A 19,737-nucleotide genomic window follows, 5' to 3' on the forward strand; every position below is an offset into this window, starting at 1 on the left:
TTGAAGTATCCTGGTGTGCATGTCAGAGGCCCAGCGGGCGGGCCGGTGGCGCACCGGCCAGCAGAGCCGACAGCGGATCATCGACGCCGCGCGCGAGCGGTTTATGCGAGAGGGATATGACGGGGCCACGGTGCGCGCCATTGCCGCCGACGCGGGCGTCGATGTCGCGATGGTCTACTACTTCTTCGGCAGCAAGGAGGGCCTGTTCTCGGCCGCAACGCTGACCGGGCCCGACCATCCGCTGCACCAGCTGGCCGCGCTACTCGATGAGAGCTCCGAGCAGATCGGGACAAGATTGGTACGGCGTTTCCTCGAGCACTGGGACCGCGGCGAGATCTTCGAGCCATTCCTGACACTGTGGCGCGCCGCGTCGATCCAGCCGCTGGCGCGACAAGTGCTGCACGACGCGCTTGCCGGGCAGGTCGCGAATCGACTCGCCGCAGAATTCGGGGTGGCAGATCCGGAATTGCGCGTCGAGCTGGTCGCCAGCCACTTGGCGGGGCTCGCATTCGCGCGCTACCAGCTGCGGATCGAGCCGCTGGCCTCCACGCCGGCTGAGGACCTAGTCGCCTGGCTGGGGCCGACCGTGCAGCGTTACCTCACCGGCTCTTGACAACGGGTCTGTCACATCAACCGACCGTGCGTCGTCTCATCGGTGAACCACTTTTTCCTAGGAGGTCACCAGTGAACGCGCTGCTATGGACATTGCAAGTACTGCTCGCCGTTATCTTCACGTATTCCGGGCTGGCCAAGATCAGCCAACCCGAAGAACGTCTGATCGCGATCGGCCAAACCGGTGTCGCGCCGTTCCCGATGCCGGTGGTGCGTTTTACCGCGCTGGCTGAACTGCTCGGCGCGATCGGCCTGGTGCTGCCCCCGCTAACCGGCATCGCAACATACTTGACTCCGCTGGCCGCAGTCGGTTTCGCCGTCGTCATGGTCGGAGCGATGGGTTCGCATGCCTACCTGCGCGAGCCGAGGAATGTCGCGTTGAACGTGGTGATCTTCATTGCCGCACTCACCATCGCGGTCGGCCGGACAGTCGGCCTGTGATCAGCCAGCCGTTTGCTAACGTCTGTTGGGTCACAAGCTGACACCGGACGAGGCGCACCGTACCCGGCCAGCGACAAGACGGCGCGATGGAGGCGCGTGATGGCGTGGGTGGTGTTAGTGGTGTCGGGTGTCCTCGAAGCGGTATGGGCAACCGCCTTGAACCGCTCGCACGGCTTTTCCCGACTTGGCCCATCGCTGATTTTCGGAGTGGCACTGACCTTTTCGATGACCGGGCTGGCCTACGCGATGCGCAGCCTGCCGACTGGTACCTGCTACGCCGTGTGGGTCGGCATCGGCGCGGTACTCACCGTCGCTTACGCGATGCTGACCGGCGACGAGCCCGCATCGCTAATCAAAATGCTGCTCATCGCCGGCGTGGTCGGCTGCATCGTCGGCCTCAAACTCGTGAGCTGAAAACGCCGTAGGGTAGCGCGTCGAGCAGCGTGACGCTGACGCTGCGACCGTTGGGGAGCGTGTAGCTGCGTCGCTCGCCGGGGCGTGCGCCAACGATCGCGGCGCCCAGCGGAGACTGGACGGAATAGACTTCCAAGTCGCCGTGTTCGGCACCACGCACGCCCAGCAGGAACGTCTCGACGTCACCGCTCTCGTCATAGCGGATGGTCAAAACCATTCCTGGCTCGGCGATCCCGTCGTCGGGTGGGTCCTCACCGACGACGGCATTGACCAAGATGTCCTGGATCTGCCTAATTCGCGCCTGCTGCTCACGTTGGTCAACAGTCGCGTGTTCCTCGGTATCGAATCGGTCTGCACGTGCGCTGATCTGCCGCTCGCGCAAGGTGGCCAGTTCCTGCTGCAATCGCTCGTACGCTTGCGGCGAGATCCACACGGATTGCACATCGGTCATGCTGCTTCCTTTGCCTCCAGCAACGTCACGAGGTGCGCCCCGTCGTTGGGGATCGAGTAGACACGCTGTTCACCGAGTCGCGCACCGGCGATCGCGCGGCCCAGCGGTGTGCCATTGAGTAGACTTTGATGTCTGCCTCTTTGGCGCCACGCCTACCAAGCAGAAAGGTCTCTAATTCACCGGTGCCGTCGTAGCGAATGGTCAAAACCATGCCCGGTTCGGCGACCGGGTCGCCGGCGTCCTTTTCACCGATGACCGCATCGGCCAGCTGGTTTTGTATCTCGTCGGCACGCCGCGAGCGCAGTTCGGCGAGTTCGGCTTGTAGTCGCGCATATTCCTGTGCTGTCATCCAGATACGTTGGTTACCAGGCATGTTGGAAATGTCCTTTCCTACGCGAAATCTCGTCAGGGGCGGGCCGGATGTGGCAACCGCCCCCGACGGCTTCGCAGCCCATGCGGGGCGAGATTTCGCCGAGACTCAGACCCGCACACGTCAACGGGTCGAGCTCAAGCAGTGTCAGTTCTTATGGTGCCGCGGGTGGGTGCCGGGGTGTTTGCCGAAACCGAACAACGGCCTCAACGACATTTGTCGCGTTTCGACAGGACGATGATCAGTCGGCGTCGATAGCCGCCAGTTCGATCATCATGGCCAGCCGCTTTCGGGCGTCGTCCAAGGGCAGTTTGGTTATCTCACTCATCTTGCGCAGCCGGTACCGCACGGTGTTTTCGTGCACACTGAGCCGCTCACCGGCCTCGATCGGGTCGCCCTGCGCCTCCAGCCAGGCCCGCAGCGTTGCCACGTATTCGGTCGCGTTGGCGCGATCATGGCGGCGCAGATCAGCGACCGGTCCGCGCTCCGGGTATCGACCTTTCCGCGCCGCAGTACGCAACCGTTGCAGCAGGATTTCGTCCCACGACTCGTCGTAGGCGGGTGGCGCGGCTGAAGGTGTCATCTCGTGCAGCGCCAGGCACTCGTCGGCCTCGTGACGCGCGGCGGGAACGTCGACCACCTTGGCCGTCCCGCTGATGCCCGCCAATACCGTCACATCCTCTGGCAATGCCGCCCGCACCCCACTGATCCAGCGGCGCGCGTCAGCCGCCTCCTCACCCGGGAGCAACGTGTACACGGTGTTGCCGGCCAGAGCGCTGCGGCCTGGCCGCGACCATCCGAACCCGGCGGTGGCGCGCTCGAATGCCATCAGCAACGCGGCATCTCGGTCGGCGCCGATGGACGCTTGGAGCGCGATGACCCGCAAAGGGCTCTGCGGCACCCCCAACCTGCTGGCCAAGGTGGCGGCGTCCGCGGCGCCCTCCAGCAACCGGATCACCAGCTCCGATTCGACCTGGCGCTCTAAGTCCGCACTGGCTCGTGACCGCAGCAGATGCAGCGCGACGGTGTGCGCGCCATCGGCCAACGCGGTGCGGGCGGCGTCGTTGAGCGGCTCCTCACAGGCAACCCATACCGACCCGATCAGTTCGCGAGCTGACCGCACCGCGATCACCATACGGCCGGTCACACCATGTTCGGCATCCCCGGCGACAAAAAGTGGATCGTCAGAGGAAGCCAGGTGCGCAAAGACCCCACGAGCCTCGAACAGTTCGCGCAGATGCTCCGGTGTCTGCCGGCCCAGGATGGTTTCTATCCGCGCCGCGTCGGTGTGCCGCTGCAGCTTGGAATACGCCAGTACTCGCAATGATTCATCGTGGATGACCACTGCGTCGCCGATTGCTTCGGCCAGGCTGTCAGCGAGCGCGAACAGATCGGTTGGGCCGCGGCCAGATTCCGTCTCGCGGCCCTCCAACACCAGTCCATACACCACCGCGGCCAGCTCGCTCCACGACACAGCTTCGTCGGCCACCATCACCGCGCCTACCTCTGTGCCGTCGAACGTTATCGGCTCCTCGCCGCCGCGCATCAACACCACGACGGCGCGCGCCGCCACCGCCCACTGGGCCGCTTCGCTCACCGAGTCGGCGCCGATCGCCAGCAGGACATCGCCCACCACCGGGCGGTCCCCGGTCTCGCGCATCACCACACTGCGCAGCTCGGTCGTGCGCGGAACCGAGGACCACCGCAAGCGCACACCATAGTTGCCCAGCACGTTCACCAAGCGGTCCAAAGTGATCATGAGCTGCTCCTAGTCCCGCGACGGCGGATGAGCTTCGAAAGCCCCAGTGCACCAACGGCTCCCACAACCGCAGCGGTCAATGCCTGACGCGCGCTCAGCCCGTCGTCGAGCTGGACCCGGGGGGTGATCACGGCGGGAGGGGGCGGCTCGACGGATTCGGCGAGCAGGTTTTCCGGTGACGTCGCCGCCCATGCCGTAGCGAACAGCAACAAGCGCGCAGTGATATAGGCGAACACCATCAGGCCCAGCACCGGCCCGAAGGTGGCGCTGGCCGGACTGCGAAGAACCGAGTGCAAAAACAGTGACGCGAGCTGCTTGAACACCTCGAAGCCGATCGCCGCGAGCAACCCCGCCCGCACCGAGCTGGCGAGGCTGACCGATTCCCTCGGCAGCCGCGCGATCATCCAGGTGAACACCAGCCAGGACACCAGTACCGACATCAGGAGGGAAGCACCACGAAGGATTCCGTCGAGCATTGGCACGTTGTGAATACCCAACCAGCCCAACACTTTGGCCATTGGCGCAGCGGAAACCAATGCGCTTAACACGAGGGTGACGAGAATCGCCACGAACGACGACACCATCGCCGCCAGGTCCGACAGCTTGGTGCGGATGAAACCGGGCTGCGGAGCCCGCTGCTGCCACATCTCGCTCAGCGCCTCACGAAGATTGGCCATCCAGCCCAAGCCTGCCCAGCCCGCGACGATCAGACCGACGATGCCGACCGAAGCACGCGATTCGATCGCCGCGTTGATCAGGTCGATCACCTGCTGGCCCAGACTGCCCGGGACCGTGGTCTTGACCTTGTGATCGATCTGGCTCAGTAGATCGGGTCGACGCGACAGCACGAACCCGCCCACCGCGAAACTGACCATCAGCAAGGGGAACAACGCGAAGATCGTGTAGTAGGTCAGCCCCGCCGCGAAGTAGTTGCCCTTGCATTCGTCGAAGCGTTCGTTGGCGCGCATGAGGTGGTCAAACCATCCGTACCTGGCCCGCAGCCGGTCGAGGATTCCAGGTTTGACCGGTTCGCTCATCGCCGGGGCAAAAACCCTAATCGGTCGTAGACCCGGTCGACCGTCTTGGCTGCCACGTCCTGGGCCCGCGCCGCACCGGTGGCCAGCACTGACTCCAATTCGGCTGGATCGGTGAGCAATTCGTCGACCCGCGCTTTGATCGGTGTCACGAACTCGACGACGGCCTCGGCGGTGTCCTTCTTCAAGTCGCCGTAGCCGTGTCCGGCGTAGCGCGCCACCAGGGTGTCGACGTCGACGCCGGTTACCGCCGACTGGATGCTCAGCAGGTTCGACACGCCTGGCTTTGCGTCTACGTCGTAGCGGATTTCCCGCTCGCTGTCGGTCACGGCGGATCGAATCTTCTTGGCCGACACCGCAGGATCGTCGAGCAGGTTGATCAGCCCGGCGTCGGTCGCTGCCGATTTGCTCATCTTCGACGACGGGTCCTGCAAGTCATAGATCTTCGCGGTGACCTTGGGAATGAGCAGATCGGGGATGACGAAGGTGTCCGGGAACCGGCTGTTGAACCGCTGTGCGACGTCGCGGGCCAGCTCGAGGTGCTGGCGCTGGTCCTCCCCCACCGGCACCAGCTCCGCGTCGTAGGCCAGCACATCGGCGGCCTGCAGCACCGGATAGGTGAACAGGCCGACCGTCGTGGTCTCGCTGCCTTGGCGCGTCGACTTGTCCTTGAACTGCGTCATCCGCGAGGCCTGGCCGAACCCGGTGAAACACCCCAGCACCCAGGCCAGCTGCGTGTGCGCCGGCACGTGGCTCTGCACGAAGATCGTGCTGCGGCCCGGATCGATCCCCAGCGCGAGATACTGCGCGGCGGTGACCAGTGTGCGCCGTCGCAACACCTCGGGGTCCTGAGGGATGGTGATCGCGTGCAAGTCCACGACGCAGAAGAACGCGTCGTGGTCGTCCTGCAGCTCGACCCAGTGCGTGACCGCCCCCAGCGCGTTGCCGAGGTGCATGGAATCCGACGTGGGCTGGACACCGGAGAAGACCCGGCGCGATCCGGTTGGCGTGCTCATGATGCCCCGATCTTTTCACGCTGCTGGCGATAGGTTCGCGTCCAGGCGTGGTTGCGGCCGGACCCCGGGTCGTGGGTGACCAGCCTTGACCTGGCGGCAGGCTGCGTGTCGGCGCCACATTTTGCAGTGTGGGAGGGGGTGCGGGCGGCACTAAACTTTTCACCTAATTGGTTCGATCTCGTCGGGCCATTGAACGGGGTTACTGATGAACGACCATTTGCGGGTGGATCCGGTACGTGTGCATTTGGCTGGTGACGAGGTCGATGAGCACGCCGCCAATTTGTTGGCTGGACATATGGCGGCGAATGAACGGATCGCAGCTGCCCAGGGTGGATTTATTGGAGATAGCGCAGCGGCGCTAGCGGAGCCGGCCGCGCACTGGAAAGAAGAAACCGCCAGCCACCACCGTGAACTTTCCGAGCACGCGGAAAATTTGCGGGCGGCGGCCGCTAGCTACGACACCACCGACACCGACGCTGGCGCGACCATAAACGCAGCCGTCTCGGATGTGGCCAGGCGGATGGGCATCTGACGAGTGGGATTGACGCTCGCCGATCTGCAGGAATGGGATCCCGAGCAGATCAACGAAGTCAGCGAGGCTGCGGCTGCGCGTGCGCGACACAGCCGGGAAGCCGCGCAAAACGTTCCTAACCTGCCGGTGTTCGTGAGCTGGCACGGTGAAGCCAGCGCAACCGCCCGGGACGCGATGGCCAGAAGCGGGAGCAAAATGGAGCTCTCGGCGCAAGATGCGTTTCGGGTGTGGGCTGGTGCCGGGCGCGCATATCAGGAAGCCTCTGCGGTCAAAAATCAACTCAACACGACATTTTCGCCGAAGCGGCGGCGGCACCGGCGGTGCACATTGACACCGCAAGCAATACGGTGATCCCGCCGGATACCACCGGGTGGGCCGACGAAGATGTCGCGAAAGTCAACGCCAAAGTCGAAGAGCTGCAACACAAGATCGCCGCACTGCTGGCCAACGCCGAGAAAACCAACAGCGATTTGGCTGCGGTGCTGCGGGCAGCCACACGCCCGGAAAGCGCGGATGGAAAGGCGGGTGAGCTGCCAGGTGGTGCGCCGCAGCCGCAGGGCCGACCGATCCCTGCGGGCGGCAACGCTGACCCCGCGGGCAAGCCGCCGTCGCTAGAAGACCTGATGCTGGGCAGGGGTCAGCCTTCCGGCCACGGCGACGCATACCCGGCCAGCCTGCCGGACCTGCTGAGCCGAGTTGGCCAATCCGCTGTTCCCGGCGCGCCGGCGCCGCAACTCAATCCCACAGACGTGGAGAGCTTCAAGGCGATGGCCCGCGAGGCCATGGCCCGCGACGGCGTGCTGCCGGATCAGATCGAGGCACGCCTGGACGCCATTGTGACCAGCACCCAGCAGTGGATGGACAACGGCATGCCCAACTATGTGCCGCCCGCGCCTCAGCGCCCGCCGCCGCCAGGATTCGGTGAGGGATTCGGCGACCGCTGGCGAGCCACCGAACAGGGCATCAAAAACCTCATCGGGCAGGGAGGACCCGGCGCACCCGGAGTCCTTGAATCGTGGGAGCAGATGGCCAGAGGCGCTGCCGAGGTCGCCCAAAACCCGGTCGGCGCGATGACTGGAGAAGTCGCAAACGCGATCGGCTCCCCCAGCCCGGCCTACTACCTGGGCGGCAAAGCCGCCGATGCCGCCGTCGCGTTGCCCGGTGTGCTCTACGGCGGCGAACCAGCCGTTGTTGAAGCAGGCCTTCCAGCGGAAACGGTCACAGAGGCCGGCGCACCCTTAAGTGTCGTGCGGGGCTGGCACCCTACCGGCGGAATGCCTTGGGACGACTTCACCTCCCTCTTCGGCACGCCAGAATCCCGCATTTGGCCGGACAATAACGGGTTTCCGCCAGACTATGTCCCCCAGCCCGCCCAGCTGCCTGAGGGGACGATCATCGACCGATTCGGCTCCGAGTACGGTCGCTATCTTGCGCCCGACGGCGCCCCTTTCGCGGATCGCGCTTTACCGCCAGAATCTGTCGATGGGAATTACAACCGATACATGGTGACCGGAAAGGAACTGCCTCCGGGCTGGCAAATCGTGGAAGGACCAGTAGAGCCTTTCTACGGACAGACCCCGTCACCGGGAGCCACGCAATACATGATCACTGTCCCTGACGGCATCCAACCAACTGTGTGGGAATTAGTAAGGCTAGGGATACTTGATGAGTACGGACCGCCCCTTGGACGATAAATCCAGGGAACTTCAAATCGAGATCGACCGGCTGTCGGAGAAGCTGGGGGTCCGCCCTATGCCTGTCGGGCTGCGGACCAACGACGGCCTCAATATTTTCGTGGCTGACGACGGCTCCTATCATTTTACTTTTTACGAGCGAGGAAAGCTCGGCTTCGACCGATCGGGTAATCTTGATGATCTTCTCTACTGGTACAGCGAAAGCATTGTCTCACGCCAAGCGGCCAAACAGGTGGGTAATAGAAAAGAACGCTTCAAATACGAATACCAAGTGCTGAGCCTCTTAAATACTGGATGGGCAAAGAGAAATGTCCGGGAAACCGCGGCAATGTTCCGCAAATATGGTCAGCCCGAGGACATTGCCCTACTTCCCGACATTGGCGAATCTTTGTGATCTTCTTCGTCGCCCGGGGACTCGACGCAGCAGATCGCACCCAGCTAATGGCACTGCTACAAGGGTCGTCGTATCGTCAGGTCCGCCACGTCACCCACTAGGTTGCGGTACCGCCGGTACCGCCTTTACTGTCGAAAGGGTGACGTCTCGAGCGCCGATACTTCTCGGCTCCGGTGAGCCGGTAGTACTGCTGCACCCCTTCCTGATCTCGCAGGTCGTGTGGCAGACCGTAGCTGAGCAGATGGCCGACACCGGCCAGTACGCGGTGTTCGCGCCGACCATGGCCGGCCACAATGGCGGGCCGTCCTCTGACACCTGGTTTCTGAGTTCGGAGATCCTGGCCGACCACGTCGAGCGGCAAATGGACGAACTGGGCTGGAACACCGCCCACATCGTCGGGAACTCGCTGGGCGGCTGGGTCGCCTTCGAGCTGGAAAGCCGGGGCCGGGCACGCACCGTCACAGGCATCGCACCGGCCGGCGGCTGGACCCGGTGGACACCAACCAAATTCGAGGTGATCGCCAAGTTCGTGATGGGCCTGCCGGTGTGGGCGCTGGCCCGCTGGCTGGGGTCGCACACACTACGGCTGCCGCTGAGCCGCCGCGTGGCGACCCTGCCGATCAGCGGATCACCGGACGGCGTCGCCGAGCACGAGCTGCACGCGATCATCGAAGACGTCGCGAACTGCCCGGCCTACTTCCAGCTGCTGGTCAAGGCGCTGCTCATGCCGGGGCTGCGGGACCTGGCGCGGACCGCGGTTCCCGCGCACCTGGTGCTCTGCGAAAAAGACCGGGTGTTTCCCGGGCCGCGATCCCACCGGTATTTCCGGGCCCAGCTCCCCGAGGGCACCCGAGTGACGGAGCTCGACGGCGTCGGGCACATCCCGATGTTCGAAGCGCCGGGCCTGATCACCGAAGTCATCACCGACTTCCTCGACGAGCACACTCCCCCCGTTCGGGCGGCCAGCTCCAGCTAGGTTCAGGCCAGCTACGTCGCGCCGAGATCTACACGAGCGCGGCATCCACTCGAACTTCTTCGCGCAAGCGTCGATCTCGGCGGACGCCGCGCGGAGGCCGCGCGGACGCTCGCGCGAGGCTCGCTACTCCTTGAGCGCCTTCTCCAGATTTTCGGCGATGGTGTTCAGGAACTCCTCGCTGGTCTGCCATTGCTGGTCCTCCCCGATCAGCAGGGCGAGGTCCTTGGTCATCTGGCCGCCTTCGACGGTCGCGACGATGACCTCTTCCAGCTTCTCGGCGAACTCGCTCACCTCGGGTGTGTCGTCCAGCTTGCCGCGGTGCTCCAGCCCGCGCGTCCAGGCGAAGATCGACGCGATCGGGTTGGTCGAGGTGGGTTTGCCCTGTTGGTACTGCCGAAAGTGCCGAGTAACGGTGCCGTGGGCCGCTTCGGCCTCCACGGTTTGGCCGTCGGCGGTCATGAGTACCGACGTCATCAGCCCCAGCGAGCCGTAGCCCTGGGCGATGGCGTCGGATTGCACGTCGCCGTCGTAGTTCTTGCACGCCCACACATAGCCGCCCTCCCATTTGAGACTCGCGGCGACCATGTCGTCGATCAACCGATGCTCGTAGGTAAGCCCGGCCTTTTCGAACTTGTCCTTGAACTCCTCGTCGTAGATGCGCTGGAACTCGTCTTTGAACATGCCGTCGTAGGACTTGAGGATGGTGTTCTTGGTGGACAGATAAACCGGGTAATTCTCCTGCAGGCCGTAGGCGAACGATGCGCGCGCGAAGTCCTGGATGGATTCCTTGAAGTTGTACATCCCCATCACCACACCGCCGTCTTCGGGGATGCTGACCATCTCGTGCACGATCGGTTCGCTGTCGTCGTCGGGCGTGAACGTCAAAGTAACGGTCCCGGGCCGGTCGACCTTGAAGTCCGTCGCACGATACTGGTCACCGAAAGCGTGGCGTCCGATGATAATCGGCTTCTTCCACCCCGGAACCAATCGTGGGACATTCGAGATCACGATGGGCTCGCGAAAGATTGTGCCGCCCAATATGTTTCGGATCGTCCCGTTTGGTGATGGCCACATGCTCTTCAAACCGAACTCTTTGACCCGAGCCTCGTCCGGGGTGATCGTGGCGCACTTGACGCCCACGCCGTGCTTCTTGATCGCATAGGCGGCGTCGATGGTCACCTGATCATCGGTGTCGTCGCGGTGCTTGATGCCCAGGTCGTAGTAATCCAGTTTGATGTCGAGGTACGGCAAGATGAGCAGCTCTTTGATCCACTTCCAGATGACCCGCGTCATCTCGTCGCCATCGAGCTCTACCAGCGTGCCTTTGACTTTGATCTTTCGTACGCCGGACATGCCCCAACCCTACAAGCGGCGCCCTCGACCAGGCGGTCTGAACTGGTCAGTGGCCGTGCGCAGCAGCGAGTGCGGCGTTGAAGGTCTTGCTCGGCCGCATCACCGCCGCCGTCTTCTCGCGGTCCGGCGCGTAGTAGCCGCCGAGGTCGACCTCCCGGCCCTGTACCTCGTTGAGCTCGGTCACGATGATGTCCTCGTTGCGGGTCAACTCCTCGGCGAGTTCGGCGAAGTGCGCCCGCAGCTGTTGATCATCGGTCTGCGCGGCCAGTTCCTGGGCCCAGTACATCGCGAGGTAGAACTGGCTCCCGCGGTTGTCGAGCTCACCGGTCTTGCGGGACGGACTCTTGTTGTTGTCCAGCAGCTTGCCGATCGCCGAATCCAGGGTCTTGCCCAAGATCTTGGCCCGCTCGTTTCCCGTCTTGATCCCAATGTCTTCGAAACACGCTCCGAGAGCGAGGAACTCGCCAAGTGAGTCCCACCGCAGGTGATTCTCCTCGACCAGTTGGTGAACGTGCTTGGGCGCCGAACCACCCGCCCCGGTTTCGTACATTCCGCCGCCGGCCATCAGCGGCACGATCGACAGCATCTTGGCGCTGGTGCCCAACTCCAGGATCGGAAACAGGTCGGTGAGGTAGTCGCGCAGGATGTTGCCGGTCGCGGCGATGGTGTCCAGCCCGCGGACCACCCGCTCCAGCGTGTAACGCATGGCGCGCACCTGCGACATGATCTGGATATCGAGGCCGTGGGTGTAGTGATCGGCCAGGTAGTGGTTGACCTTCTTGATCAGTTCGTTCTCGTGCGGACGGTAGGGATCGAGCCAGAACACCACCGGCATGTGCGAGTTACGCGCGCGGGTGACGGCCAGCTTGACCCAGTCCCGAATGGCTGCGTCGTGGACTATGGGCATGCGCCAGATGTCGCCCTCTTCCACGTTCTGGGTCAGCAGCACTTCGCCGGTGTCAAGGTCCACGATGTTGGCGACGCCGTCCTCGGGGATCTCGAATGTCTTGTCGTGTGAGCCGTACTCTTCGGCCTGCTGGGCCATCAACCCGACATTGGGCACCGTGCCCATCGTCGCGGGGTCGAACTGGCCGTTGGTCTTACAGAAGTTGATGATCTCCTGGTAGATGCGGGAGAAGGTGGACTCCGGGTTCACCGCCTTGGTGTCCTTGGGCCGCCCGTCGGCGCCGTACATCTTGCCGCCGGCACGGATCATCGCCGGCATCGACGCGTCGACGATCACATCGCTGGGCGAGTGGAAATTGGAGATCCCCTTGGCCGAGTCGACCATGGCCAACTCGGGACGATGCTCGTGACAAGCGTGCAAGTCGCGGATGATCTCATCGTGTTCTGAGGCCGGCAACGACTCGATCTTGTTGTAAAGGTCGACGAGCCCGTTGTTGACGTTGACACCCAGTTCGTCGAACAACTTCTGGTGCTTGGCGAACGCATCCTTGTAGAAGGTCTTCACCGCATGCCCGAACACGATGGGGTGGCTGACCTTCATCATCGTGGCCTTGACGTGCAGCGAGAACATCACGCCGGTTTTGCGCGCATCCTCCATCTGCTCTTCGTAGAACTCGCACAGCGCCTTTTTGCTCATGAACATCGAATCGATGATGTCGCCGTCGAGCAATGACACCTTGGGCTTGAGCACGATCGTCCGACCGCTGCGGGTGACGAGCTCCATCTTCACGTCGCGGTCGCGGTCCAGCGTCATCGACTTCTCGCCGTGGTAGAAATCGCCGTGCCGCATGGTCGCCACGTGGGTGCGCGACGCCATCGACCACTCGCCCATGCTGTGCGGGTGCTTACGCGCGTACTCCTTGACCGCCTTCGGTGCCCGACGGTCCGAGTTACCCTGGCGCAGCACGGGATTCACCGCACTGCCTAAGACATTCGCGTAACGCTTCCGGAGCTCCTTTTCCTCATCGGTTTTAGGGTTCTGCGGAAAGTCGGGAATCTTGTATCCCTTTTGTTGGAGCTCCTTGATCGCGGCCTGAAGCTGCGGCACCGAGGCGCTGATGTTCGGCAGCTTGATGATGTTGGTGTCCGGCAGCTGGGTGAGCCGGCCCAGCTCTGCCAAGTTGTCCGGCACACGCTGCTCTTCGGTCAGGTATTCGGGGAACTCGGCCAGGATGCGGGCGGCCACCGAGATGTCACTGGCCTCGATCTTGATACCCGCGGGCTCGGCGAAGGTACGCAGAATCGGCAGAAAGGCGTAGGTCGCAAGCAGCGGCGCCTCGTCGGTCAGCGTGTAGATGATGGTCGGCTGTTCGGCGCACACGGTCTTTCTCCCGGCATCATTGTCGGCCAAATCTTGAGGGACTCCGCGTTGTAGCGGTGGTTGCCAGTATCGCTCAACTGCGCTCCTGGGGCGCGGTCAGGTCGCCGGCGACCCACCAAGTGGCACTGGGTCGGCGGCTTGCGATAGGCTTCAAGGCGGTCATGAGTGCCAGCGCCAAGCCCCGGCTTGCTGGCCGGCAACCCTCCAACCGCGGTGGGGTGCCCCGGGTGATGACCAGGTTGAGTAGCCACAACCGGCTACGCGGCAAGCGCGGGTCCGCCGTGACGGGCCCCCCGAGTAGACAGGGAAACCTGATGCGCGCCTGGGCTCGCCCTTGTGTGTCGCCATTTTCGGCGCGGCCGCATGCATTTCCCGGAAAGCGTCCCGATGAGCGCTAACAGCGGCACCGACGATCCGACCGCGCATTGGTCGTTCGAAACCAAACAGGTCCATGCTGGTCAGCGACCTGATCCGGCCACCAATGCGCGGGCCCTGCCGATCTACCAGACCACGTCCTACACCTTCGACGACACCGCGCATGCCGCCGCCCTGTTCGGGCTGGAGGTGCCGGGCAACATCTACACCCGGATCGGCAACCCGACGACCGATGTCGTCGAGCAGCGCATCGCCGCGCTCGAGGGCGGGGTCGCGGCGCTGTTTTTGGCATCCGGCCAGGCCGCCGAGACCTTCGCGATCCTGAACCTGGCCGGTGCCGGCGACCACATTGTGTCCAGCCCGCGCCTCTACGGGGGCACCTACAACCTGTTCCACCATTCGCTGGTCAAGATCGGGATCGATGTGGGCTTCGTCGAAAATCCCGACGACCTGGATTCTTGGCACTCTGCGGTGCGGCCCAACACCAAGGCGTTCTTCGCTGAAACCATCTCCAACCCCCAAATCGACATCCTCGACACCCCCCGGGTGTCGGCGGTGGCCCACGAGCATGGTGTGCCGCTGATCGTCGACAACACCATCGCCACCCCGTACCTGATTCAGCCGATCGCCCAGGGCGCCGACATCGTCGTGCATTCGGCCACCAAATACCTGGGCGGACACGGCTCGGCGATCGCGGGGGTCATCGTCGACGGCGGCACCTTCGACTGGACCCAAGGCAAGTTCCCCGGCTTCACCACACCCGACCCCAGTTATCACGGCGTGGTGTATGCCGAGCTCGGCCCGCCGGCGTTCGCCCTGAAGGCTCGGGTGCAGCTGCTGCGCGACTACGGGTCGGCGGCCTCCCCGTTCAACGCATTCCTGGTGGCGCAGGGCCTGGAGACGCTGAGTTTGCGCATGGAGCGCCACGTCGCCAACGCCCAGCGAGTCGCTGAGTTTCTGGCCGCGCGCGACGACGTGGTGTCGGTGAACTACGCCGGACTGCCTGGGTCGCCGTGGTATCAGCTGGCAAAGAAGCTAGCGCCCAAGGGAACTGGTGCCGTGCTGGCTTTCGAGCTGGCCGGCGGGGTCGCGGCCGGCAAGGCGTTTGTCAACGCGCTGCAACTGCACAGCCACGTCGCCAATATCGGTGACGTGCGCTCGTTGGTGATCCACCCGGCGTCGACGACACACTCCCAGCTCAGCCCCGAAGCGCAGCTGGCCTCCGGTGTCACCCCCGGCTTGGTGCGACTGGCCGTGGGCATCGAGGGTATCGACGACATTCTGGCTGACCTCGAGCTCGGGTTCGCCGCCGCTCGTAAGTACGGCTCTGCTTCGGCCGGCGACAGTGATCCGCAAGCTGTGGCGGCGTTCTAGGAGGCATGAGGTGACGATCTCCGACGTGCCAACCCAGACGCTGCCCGACGAAGGCGAAGTGGGCATCGTCCACATCGGCTCGCTGCAGCTGGAAAGCGGCGCGGTGATCGACGACGTCTCCATCGCCGTGCAGCGCTGGGGCGAGTTGTCGCCCGCCCGCGACAATGTCGTGGTGGTGCTGCACGCCCTCACCGGTGATTCACACATCACCGGGCCCGCCGGTCCCGGCCATCCGACCCCGGGCTGGTGGGACGGCATCGCCGGACCCGGCGCGCCGATTGACACCAACCGCTGGTGCGCGGTGGCCACGAATGTGCTGGGCGGCTGCCGCGGCTCGACCGGGCCGAGCTCGCTGGCCCGTGACGGGAAGCCCTGGGGCTCAAGGTTTCCGCTGATATCGGTGCGCGACCAGGTAGAGGCCGACGTGGCCGCGCTCGCCGCACTCGGCATCACCGAGGTCGCGGCGGTGGTCGGTGGCTCGATGGGCGGCGCCCGCGCGCTGGAATGGATCGTCAGCCATCCCGACGCCGTCGGATCCGCGCTGCTGCTGGCGGTCGGCGCACGCGCCACCGCTGACCAGATCGGCACGCAGTCCACCCAGATCGCGGCCATCAAAGCCGATCCGAACTGGCAGGGCGGTGACTACTACGGCACCGGACGCACGCCGGACGCCGGACTTCAGGTCGCTCGCCGCATCGCTCATCTGACCTATCGCGGCGAGGTCGAGCTGGACACCCGGTTCGCCAACGACGCCCAGGGTGACGAAGATCCGGTGAACGGCGGCCGCTACGCCGTGCAGAGCTACCTGGAACACCAGGGCAGCAAGCTGGTGTCGCGCTTCGACGCCGGCAGCTATGTGATCCTCACCGAGGCCTTGTCCCGTCACGACGTCGGCCGCGGCCGCGGTGGGGTCGCCGCCGCATTGCGCAGCTGCCCGGTGCCGGTGGTCGTCGGCGGTATCACCTCCGACCGGCTTTATCCGCTGCGGCTACAACAGGAACTGGCCGACCTGTTGCCTGGCTGTACCGGTTTGCAGGTCGTCGACTCGATCTACGGCCACGACGGTTTCCTGGTAGAGACCGAGGCGGTTGGCGAATTGGTGCGACAGACCTTGCGTTTGGTCACGACCGAAGGTGCGCGTCGGCGGTGACTAGCTTTCGGCAAGAGCGCTCGTTGTCGTTCGGCGCCGAAGCGGCTGCCTACGAACGCGGCCGCCCGTCTTACCCGCCGGAAGCCATCGACTGGCTGTTGCCGCCCGATGCCCACGACGTGCTCGATCTGGGTGCCGGAACCGGCAAACTGACCACCCGGCTGGTCGAACGCGGCTTGGATGTGGTCGCCGTGGACCCGATCCCCGAGATGTTGGAAGTGCTGCGCAGCTCGCTGCCGCAAACGCGTGCACTCCTCGGCACGGCCGAAGAAATTCCGTTGCCCGACAACAGCATCGATGCGGTGCTAGTTGCTCAGGCATGGCATTGGTTCGACCCCGCACAGGCCATACCGGAGGTGGTCCGGGTGCTGCGGCCCGGCGGGCGGCTGGGTCTGGTGTGGAACACCCGCGACGAGCGGCTCGGTTGGGTGCGTGAGCTGGGCCGGATCATCGGCAGCGACGGCGATCGCCGTCGCACCGAAGTGACACTGCCCGAACCGTTTACCGGGTTGGAGCAACACCAGGTCGAGTGGACCAATTACCTGACGCCGCAAGCGGTGATCGACCTGGTGGCCTCCCGCAGCTATTGCATCACCTCGCCCACCGAAGTGCGGACCAAGACCCTGGATCGGGTTCGCGAGTTGCTGGCCACCCACCCCGCGCTGGCCCATACCGGTGGTGTTGCACTGCCGTATGTGACGGTGTGCGTGCGCGCAACGCTGTCCTGACTTTCCTCGCACACCAATCCGCGTTGCGATTGCCCGCAGGGTCGTGCCGGCGCCGGATTAACAGCCCTGAGCGCAATCTCAACGACAAGATCTAGAAGTTCAGCCCGGAGAACATGACCCGGCCCGGATCGTATTTCTGCCGGGTGGCGCTGAGCTGGGCCAGGTTCGAGCCGAAGTAGCGCGACGGCGGCTGGTTTGCCTCGATGTAGTTCACATAGCCGCCAACTGAATACGGTTGTACCGCTTGATGTGCCGTGGCCAGCCAGCCGGTGGCCGCCGATGGGTCACCCGAGGTTTCGACGTACCACTGCACCAGCGCGGACTGTTGCCGCCACGGAAACGCTGTGGCGCCCGGCGCCACCGTCGCCAGCGCCCCGTCAAGAGCGTGCATGATCGCCAACATCCGGCCCGCGCCGCGAGGAAATGCATCCACGGCCGAGGTAATCCCCTGGGCGGCGCCCGGGGTGATCGCCGTGAAAACATCGGAGCCCCCGACATATCCCAGCGGCGACGGGTTCAGGTTTCCGACGGCCAAATATCTCACCAGGTCTAAGTAATTGAACGTGTGGTTCTCGGTTCCGGTTGGTTGCAGGCCAACAGCTTTGGTGATGGCGTCCGCCACGCTGTTGCCCGAACCGGCCGGGCAGGTCGCGAGGATGCGGCACTGTGTACCCATGGCGTCGACGGTGGCATCGGCTAATGCCCAGCTGCTTCGGTCGGCGGTGCGGAGCCAGTTTTGCCACCCGAGCAGAACTTGCGCGAACGACTGCGGTGGGAAGAAGAGGTTTACGGCGTCGAGATCGCTGGTGGGGAACGTGGCGAAGGTCAACGATGTCGTCACCCCGAAGTTGCCGCCGCCACCACCACGCAGCGCCCAGAACAGGTCTGGGTGGTTGTTGGCCGACGCGGTGACCGCCTCGCCGCTGGGCAACACCACCGACGCCGAGGTCAGCGCATCACACATCAGGCCGGCGTGCCGGGAGTGCGCGCCCAGCCCGCCGCCCAGCGCGTGCCCCGAGGTGCCAACCGAGGGGCAGGTGCCCGTCGGGATGCCCCGGCCGGCCGCGGCCAGCGCCTGGTGCAGCGCATACAGCTCGGTCGCCGGCGTCACGGTGACCTGCCCGGTCGCGGCGTCGTAGTTGATTCCGCCGGGCAGCTGACGCAAGTCGAGCACCATGGTGCCGTTGGCTGTGGACGCGCCCAGATAGGAGTGCCCACCGCTGCGCGGAGCGACCTTGAGGTTGTGGGTCGCGGCGAACGCCACCGCCTTTTGCACGTCCGCCGCCGACGTCGGCACGACGACCGCCGCCGGTGTCGAGACGTTGTAATTGGTGTTGAAAACCTGCTTGGCGGCGCCGAATTGGGCGTCGCCGGGCGTGAGCACTTGTCCGCCGATCGCGGCGGAAAGGCCGCTCCAACCAGAAGCGGGCGGATCGGCGACGGCCCGGACTGAGCCGAAAGCCGCGCCGGCCGCTAACGCCCCGACCGCACCCCGCAGAAATGTCTTGCGCGAAAACTCACGACCCACCGCCGCATTGTCAACCGGCGCGGCACACAACTATGGCGGCGCCGGGCCAGCGTTCGCCAAACGTGGACAAACCTTTACCGCACCGTGTCGTAGCCGTGACGACCGTAGAGTCGTTGCTACCGCGTCCCCAACGGGTCGATCGTCCAAGCGATGTAGACCATCGCCGCTGCCACGAGGACCGTCGTAGCGAAGTCAATTCCCTTGCTGCGCACCGCTAACAGGCCCGCGCGGTCCTCGGGCAGCAACAGCCGCAGCACGGCCGCCACGCCCACACCGATGCCGATCAACAGCGCACCCCGGCGCCAGAAGTTCGCGCCGGCCAGCGCGAACCCGGCGAGGAAGGTCGCACCGACCAGCAGGATCGGCCACTGCCCTCGCAACCTCGCGCGCAGACTCACTGTCGTTCGGCCAACTCCACGACGTTGGTCAGCAGGAACGCCCGGGTCAGCGGGCCGACGCCGCCAGGATTCGGCGAAACGTGGCCGGCCACCTCCCACACGTCCGGATGCACATCGCCGACCAGCCCGTCATCGGTGCGGCTGACGCCTACGTCGACGACAGCAGCGCCAGGGCGCACCATGTCGGCGGTCACCAGGTGCGGCACGCCAACACCGGCCACGATGATGTCGGCTTGCCGGGTCAGCGCAGGCAGATCACGAGTACCGGTGTGGCACAACGTTGCTGTGGCGTTCTCGGAGCGGCGGGTCAGCAACAGCCCCAACGGTCGCCCTACCGTCACACCACGCCCGATGATCACCACATGCGCACCGGCGATCTCGATGTCGTAGCGGCGCAGTAGGTGCACGATGCCGCGGGGGGTACACGGCAGCGGACCCGGGGTGTTGAGCACCAGCCGACCCAGGTTGGTGGGGTGCAGCCCGTCAGCGTCCTTGTCGGGGTCGACGCGCTCGAGCGCAGCGTTTTCATCGAGGTGCTTCGGTAGCGGCAACTGCACGATGTAGCCGGTGCATTCGGGGTTGGCGTTGAGCTCGTCAATGGTTTCGTTGAGCTGCGCGGTGCTGATGTCGGCGGGCAGATCGCGGCGGATCGACGTGATGCCGACTTTGGCGCAATCCGCGTGCTTGCCCCGGACGTAAGCCTGTGACCCGGGGTCGTCGCCGACCAAGATGGTGCCCAATCCGGGTGTGCGGCCCGACGCGGTCAATGCGGCCACCCGATGCTTCAAATCGACGAAGATCTCGTCGCGAGTGACCTTGCCGTCCAGTGCGATCGCGCCCACGCCTGACAG

At 64.7% G+C, this 19,737-nt stretch carries 20 protein-coding genes, 1 pseudogene and 2 riboswitches; of the genes and pseudogenes, 11 read left to right on the plus strand and 10 right to left on the minus strand.

Going from position 1 to position 19,737, the window contains the following annotated elements; translation table 11 throughout:
• The first annotated feature begins 19 nt into the window (after positions 1–19).
• The 3 genes from MSP7336_RS00415 (at position 20) to MSP7336_RS00425 (ending at position 1,467) form a co-directional block, all read left to right on the plus strand.
• Entirely contained in the window at positions 20–613 is a 594-nt protein-coding gene (locus MSP7336_RS00415; protein ID WP_069395293.1) for a TetR/AcrR family transcriptional regulator, read from the plus strand.
• A 71-nt stretch (positions 614–684) separates the two neighbouring features.
• Complete coding sequence (locus MSP7336_RS00420; protein ID WP_069395294.1) at positions 685–1,053, plus strand: DoxX family protein; 369 nt, start codon at positions 685–687, stop codon at positions 1,051–1,053.
• Positions 1,054–1,077: 24 nt separating this feature from the next.
• Positions 1,078–1,141: riboswitch (guanidine-III (ykkC-III) riboswitch) on the plus strand.
• A gap of 11 nt (positions 1,142–1,152) precedes the next feature.
• On the plus strand, positions 1,153–1,467 hold the full coding sequence (locus tag MSP7336_RS00425) for a DMT family transporter (RefSeq protein WP_069395295.1): 315 nt from the start codon (positions 1,153–1,155) through the stop codon (positions 1,465–1,467).
• On the opposite strand, the gene MSP7336_RS00430 is transcribed toward MSP7336_RS00425, so the two are convergent.
• The 5 genes and pseudogenes from MSP7336_RS00430 to trpS form a co-directional block, all read right to left on the minus strand.
• A complete protein-coding gene (locus tag MSP7336_RS00430; RefSeq protein WP_069395296.1) occupies positions 1,451–1,918 on the minus strand; it encodes a GreA/GreB family elongation factor in 468 nt (155 codons plus the stop codon). The genes MSP7336_RS00425 and MSP7336_RS00430 overlap by 17 nt on opposite strands.
• A pseudogene (locus MSP7336_RS00435) lies at positions 1,915–2,291 on the minus strand (GreA/GreB family elongation factor). Before MSP7336_RS00435 ends, MSP7336_RS00430 begins: the two are co-directional and overlap by 4 nt.
• 238 nt (positions 2,292–2,529) lie before the next feature.
• Positions 2,530–4,047: a PucR family transcriptional regulator gene (locus MSP7336_RS00440; protein ID WP_069395297.1), complete on the minus strand. Its 1,518-nt coding sequence runs from the start codon at positions 4,045–4,047 to the stop codon at positions 2,530–2,532.
• Positions 4,044–5,084, minus strand: a complete 1,041-nt coding sequence (yhjD, locus tag MSP7336_RS00445) for an inner membrane protein YhjD (RefSeq protein ID WP_069395298.1) — start codon at positions 5,082–5,084, stop codon at positions 4,044–4,046. The genes MSP7336_RS00440 and yhjD overlap by 4 nt, the downstream gene beginning before the upstream one ends.
• A complete protein-coding gene (trpS, locus tag MSP7336_RS00450; protein ID WP_069395299.1) occupies positions 5,081–6,097 on the minus strand; it encodes a tryptophan--tRNA ligase in 1,017 nt (338 codons plus the stop codon). Before trpS ends, yhjD begins: the two co-directional genes overlap by 4 nt.
• Before the next feature lie 205 nt (positions 6,098–6,302).
• On the opposite strand from trpS, the gene MSP7336_RS00455 reads away from it, so the two are divergent.
• The 5 genes from MSP7336_RS00455 to MSP7336_RS00475 all read left to right on the plus strand — a co-directional run bounded on the left by MSP7336_RS00455 (position 6,303) and on the right by MSP7336_RS00475 (position 9,693).
• A complete protein-coding gene (locus MSP7336_RS00455) occupies positions 6,303–6,629 on the plus strand; it encodes a WXG100 family type VII secretion target (protein ID WP_069395300.1) in 327 nt (108 codons plus the stop codon).
• 9 nt (positions 6,630–6,638) lie between these two features.
• Entirely contained in the window at positions 6,639–6,980 is a 342-nt protein-coding gene (locus MSP7336_RS00460; protein ID WP_142706707.1) for a hypothetical protein, read from the plus strand.
• Positions 6,977–8,323: a TNT domain-containing protein gene (locus MSP7336_RS00465; protein ID WP_244917387.1), complete on the plus strand. Its 1,347-nt coding sequence runs from the start codon at positions 6,977–6,979 to the stop codon at positions 8,321–8,323. Before MSP7336_RS00460 ends, MSP7336_RS00465 begins: the two co-directional genes overlap by 4 nt.
• A gap of 58 nt (positions 8,324–8,381) precedes the next feature.
• Positions 8,382–8,717, plus strand: a complete 336-nt coding sequence (locus MSP7336_RS00470; protein WP_069395402.1) for an Imm63 family immunity protein — start codon at positions 8,382–8,384, stop codon at positions 8,715–8,717.
• A gap of 139 nt (positions 8,718–8,856) precedes the next feature.
• The gene (locus tag MSP7336_RS00475) at positions 8,857–9,693 is read left to right on the plus strand and encodes an alpha/beta fold hydrolase (protein WP_232320979.1); all 837 of its coding nucleotides are present in this window, start codon (positions 8,857–8,859) and stop codon (positions 9,691–9,693) included.
• Between the two features lie 123 nt (positions 9,694–9,816).
• Here MSP7336_RS00475 and MSP7336_RS00480 read toward each other — a convergent pair whose 3' ends face one another.
• On the minus strand, positions 9,817–11,046 hold the full coding sequence (locus MSP7336_RS00480; protein WP_069395303.1) for an NADP-dependent isocitrate dehydrogenase: 1,230 nt from the start codon (positions 11,044–11,046) through the stop codon (positions 9,817–9,819).
• A gap of 46 nt (positions 11,047–11,092) precedes the next feature.
• A complete protein-coding gene (locus MSP7336_RS00485; RefSeq protein WP_069395304.1) occupies positions 11,093–13,333 on the minus strand; it encodes an NADP-dependent isocitrate dehydrogenase in 2,241 nt (746 codons plus the stop codon).
• Between the two features lie 157 nt (positions 13,334–13,490).
• A riboswitch (SAM riboswitch) is annotated at positions 13,491–13,610 on the plus strand.
• A gap of 110 nt (positions 13,611–13,720) precedes the next feature.
• On the opposite strand from MSP7336_RS00485, the gene MSP7336_RS00490 reads away from it, so the two are divergent.
• The 3 genes from MSP7336_RS00490 to MSP7336_RS00500 are packed head-to-tail and all read left to right on the plus strand — an operon-like array spanning position 13,721 to position 16,960.
• Positions 13,721–15,082, plus strand: a complete 1,362-nt coding sequence (locus MSP7336_RS00490; RefSeq protein ID WP_069395305.1) for a bifunctional o-acetylhomoserine/o-acetylserine sulfhydrylase — start codon at positions 13,721–13,723, stop codon at positions 15,080–15,082.
• Positions 15,083–15,092: 10 nt separating this feature from the next.
• Complete coding sequence (gene metX, locus MSP7336_RS00495) at positions 15,093–16,232, plus strand: homoserine O-acetyltransferase MetX (protein ID WP_069395306.1); 1,140 nt, start codon at positions 15,093–15,095, stop codon at positions 16,230–16,232.
• Positions 16,229–16,960 carry a class I SAM-dependent methyltransferase gene (locus MSP7336_RS00500; RefSeq protein ID WP_069395307.1) on the plus strand — a complete coding sequence of 244 codons (732 nt, stop codon included), beginning with the start codon at positions 16,229–16,231 and terminating at the stop codon, positions 16,958–16,960. Before metX ends, MSP7336_RS00500 begins: the two co-directional genes overlap by 4 nt.
• Before the next feature lie 91 nt (positions 16,961–17,051).
• On the opposite strand, the gene MSP7336_RS00505 is transcribed toward MSP7336_RS00500, so the two are convergent.
• From MSP7336_RS00505 to MSP7336_RS00515, 3 genes are all read right to left on the minus strand, one after another.
• Positions 17,052–18,488, minus strand: coding sequence for an FAD-dependent oxidoreductase (locus tag MSP7336_RS00505; protein ID WP_069395308.1), 1,437 nt, complete (start codon positions 18,486–18,488; stop codon positions 17,052–17,054).
• Between the two features lie 116 nt (positions 18,489–18,604).
• On the minus strand, positions 18,605–18,886 hold the full coding sequence (locus MSP7336_RS00510) for a DUF3017 domain-containing protein (protein ID WP_069395309.1): 282 nt from the start codon (positions 18,884–18,886) through the stop codon (positions 18,605–18,607).
• Positions 18,883–19,728 (minus strand): bifunctional methylenetetrahydrofolate dehydrogenase/methenyltetrahydrofolate cyclohydrolase, encoded by an 846-nt coding sequence (locus MSP7336_RS00515; RefSeq protein WP_069395310.1) that lies wholly within the window; start codon positions 19,726–19,728, stop codon positions 18,883–18,885. Before MSP7336_RS00515 ends, MSP7336_RS00510 begins: the two co-directional genes overlap by 4 nt.
• Positions 19,729–19,737: the final 9 nt, after the last annotated feature.

Origin of the sequence: Mycobacterium shimoidei, from assembly GCF_900417275.1 — a bacterium.
GTDB classification, from domain to species: Bacteria; Actinomycetota; Actinomycetes; order Mycobacteriales; family Mycobacteriaceae; genus Mycobacterium; species Mycobacterium shimoidei.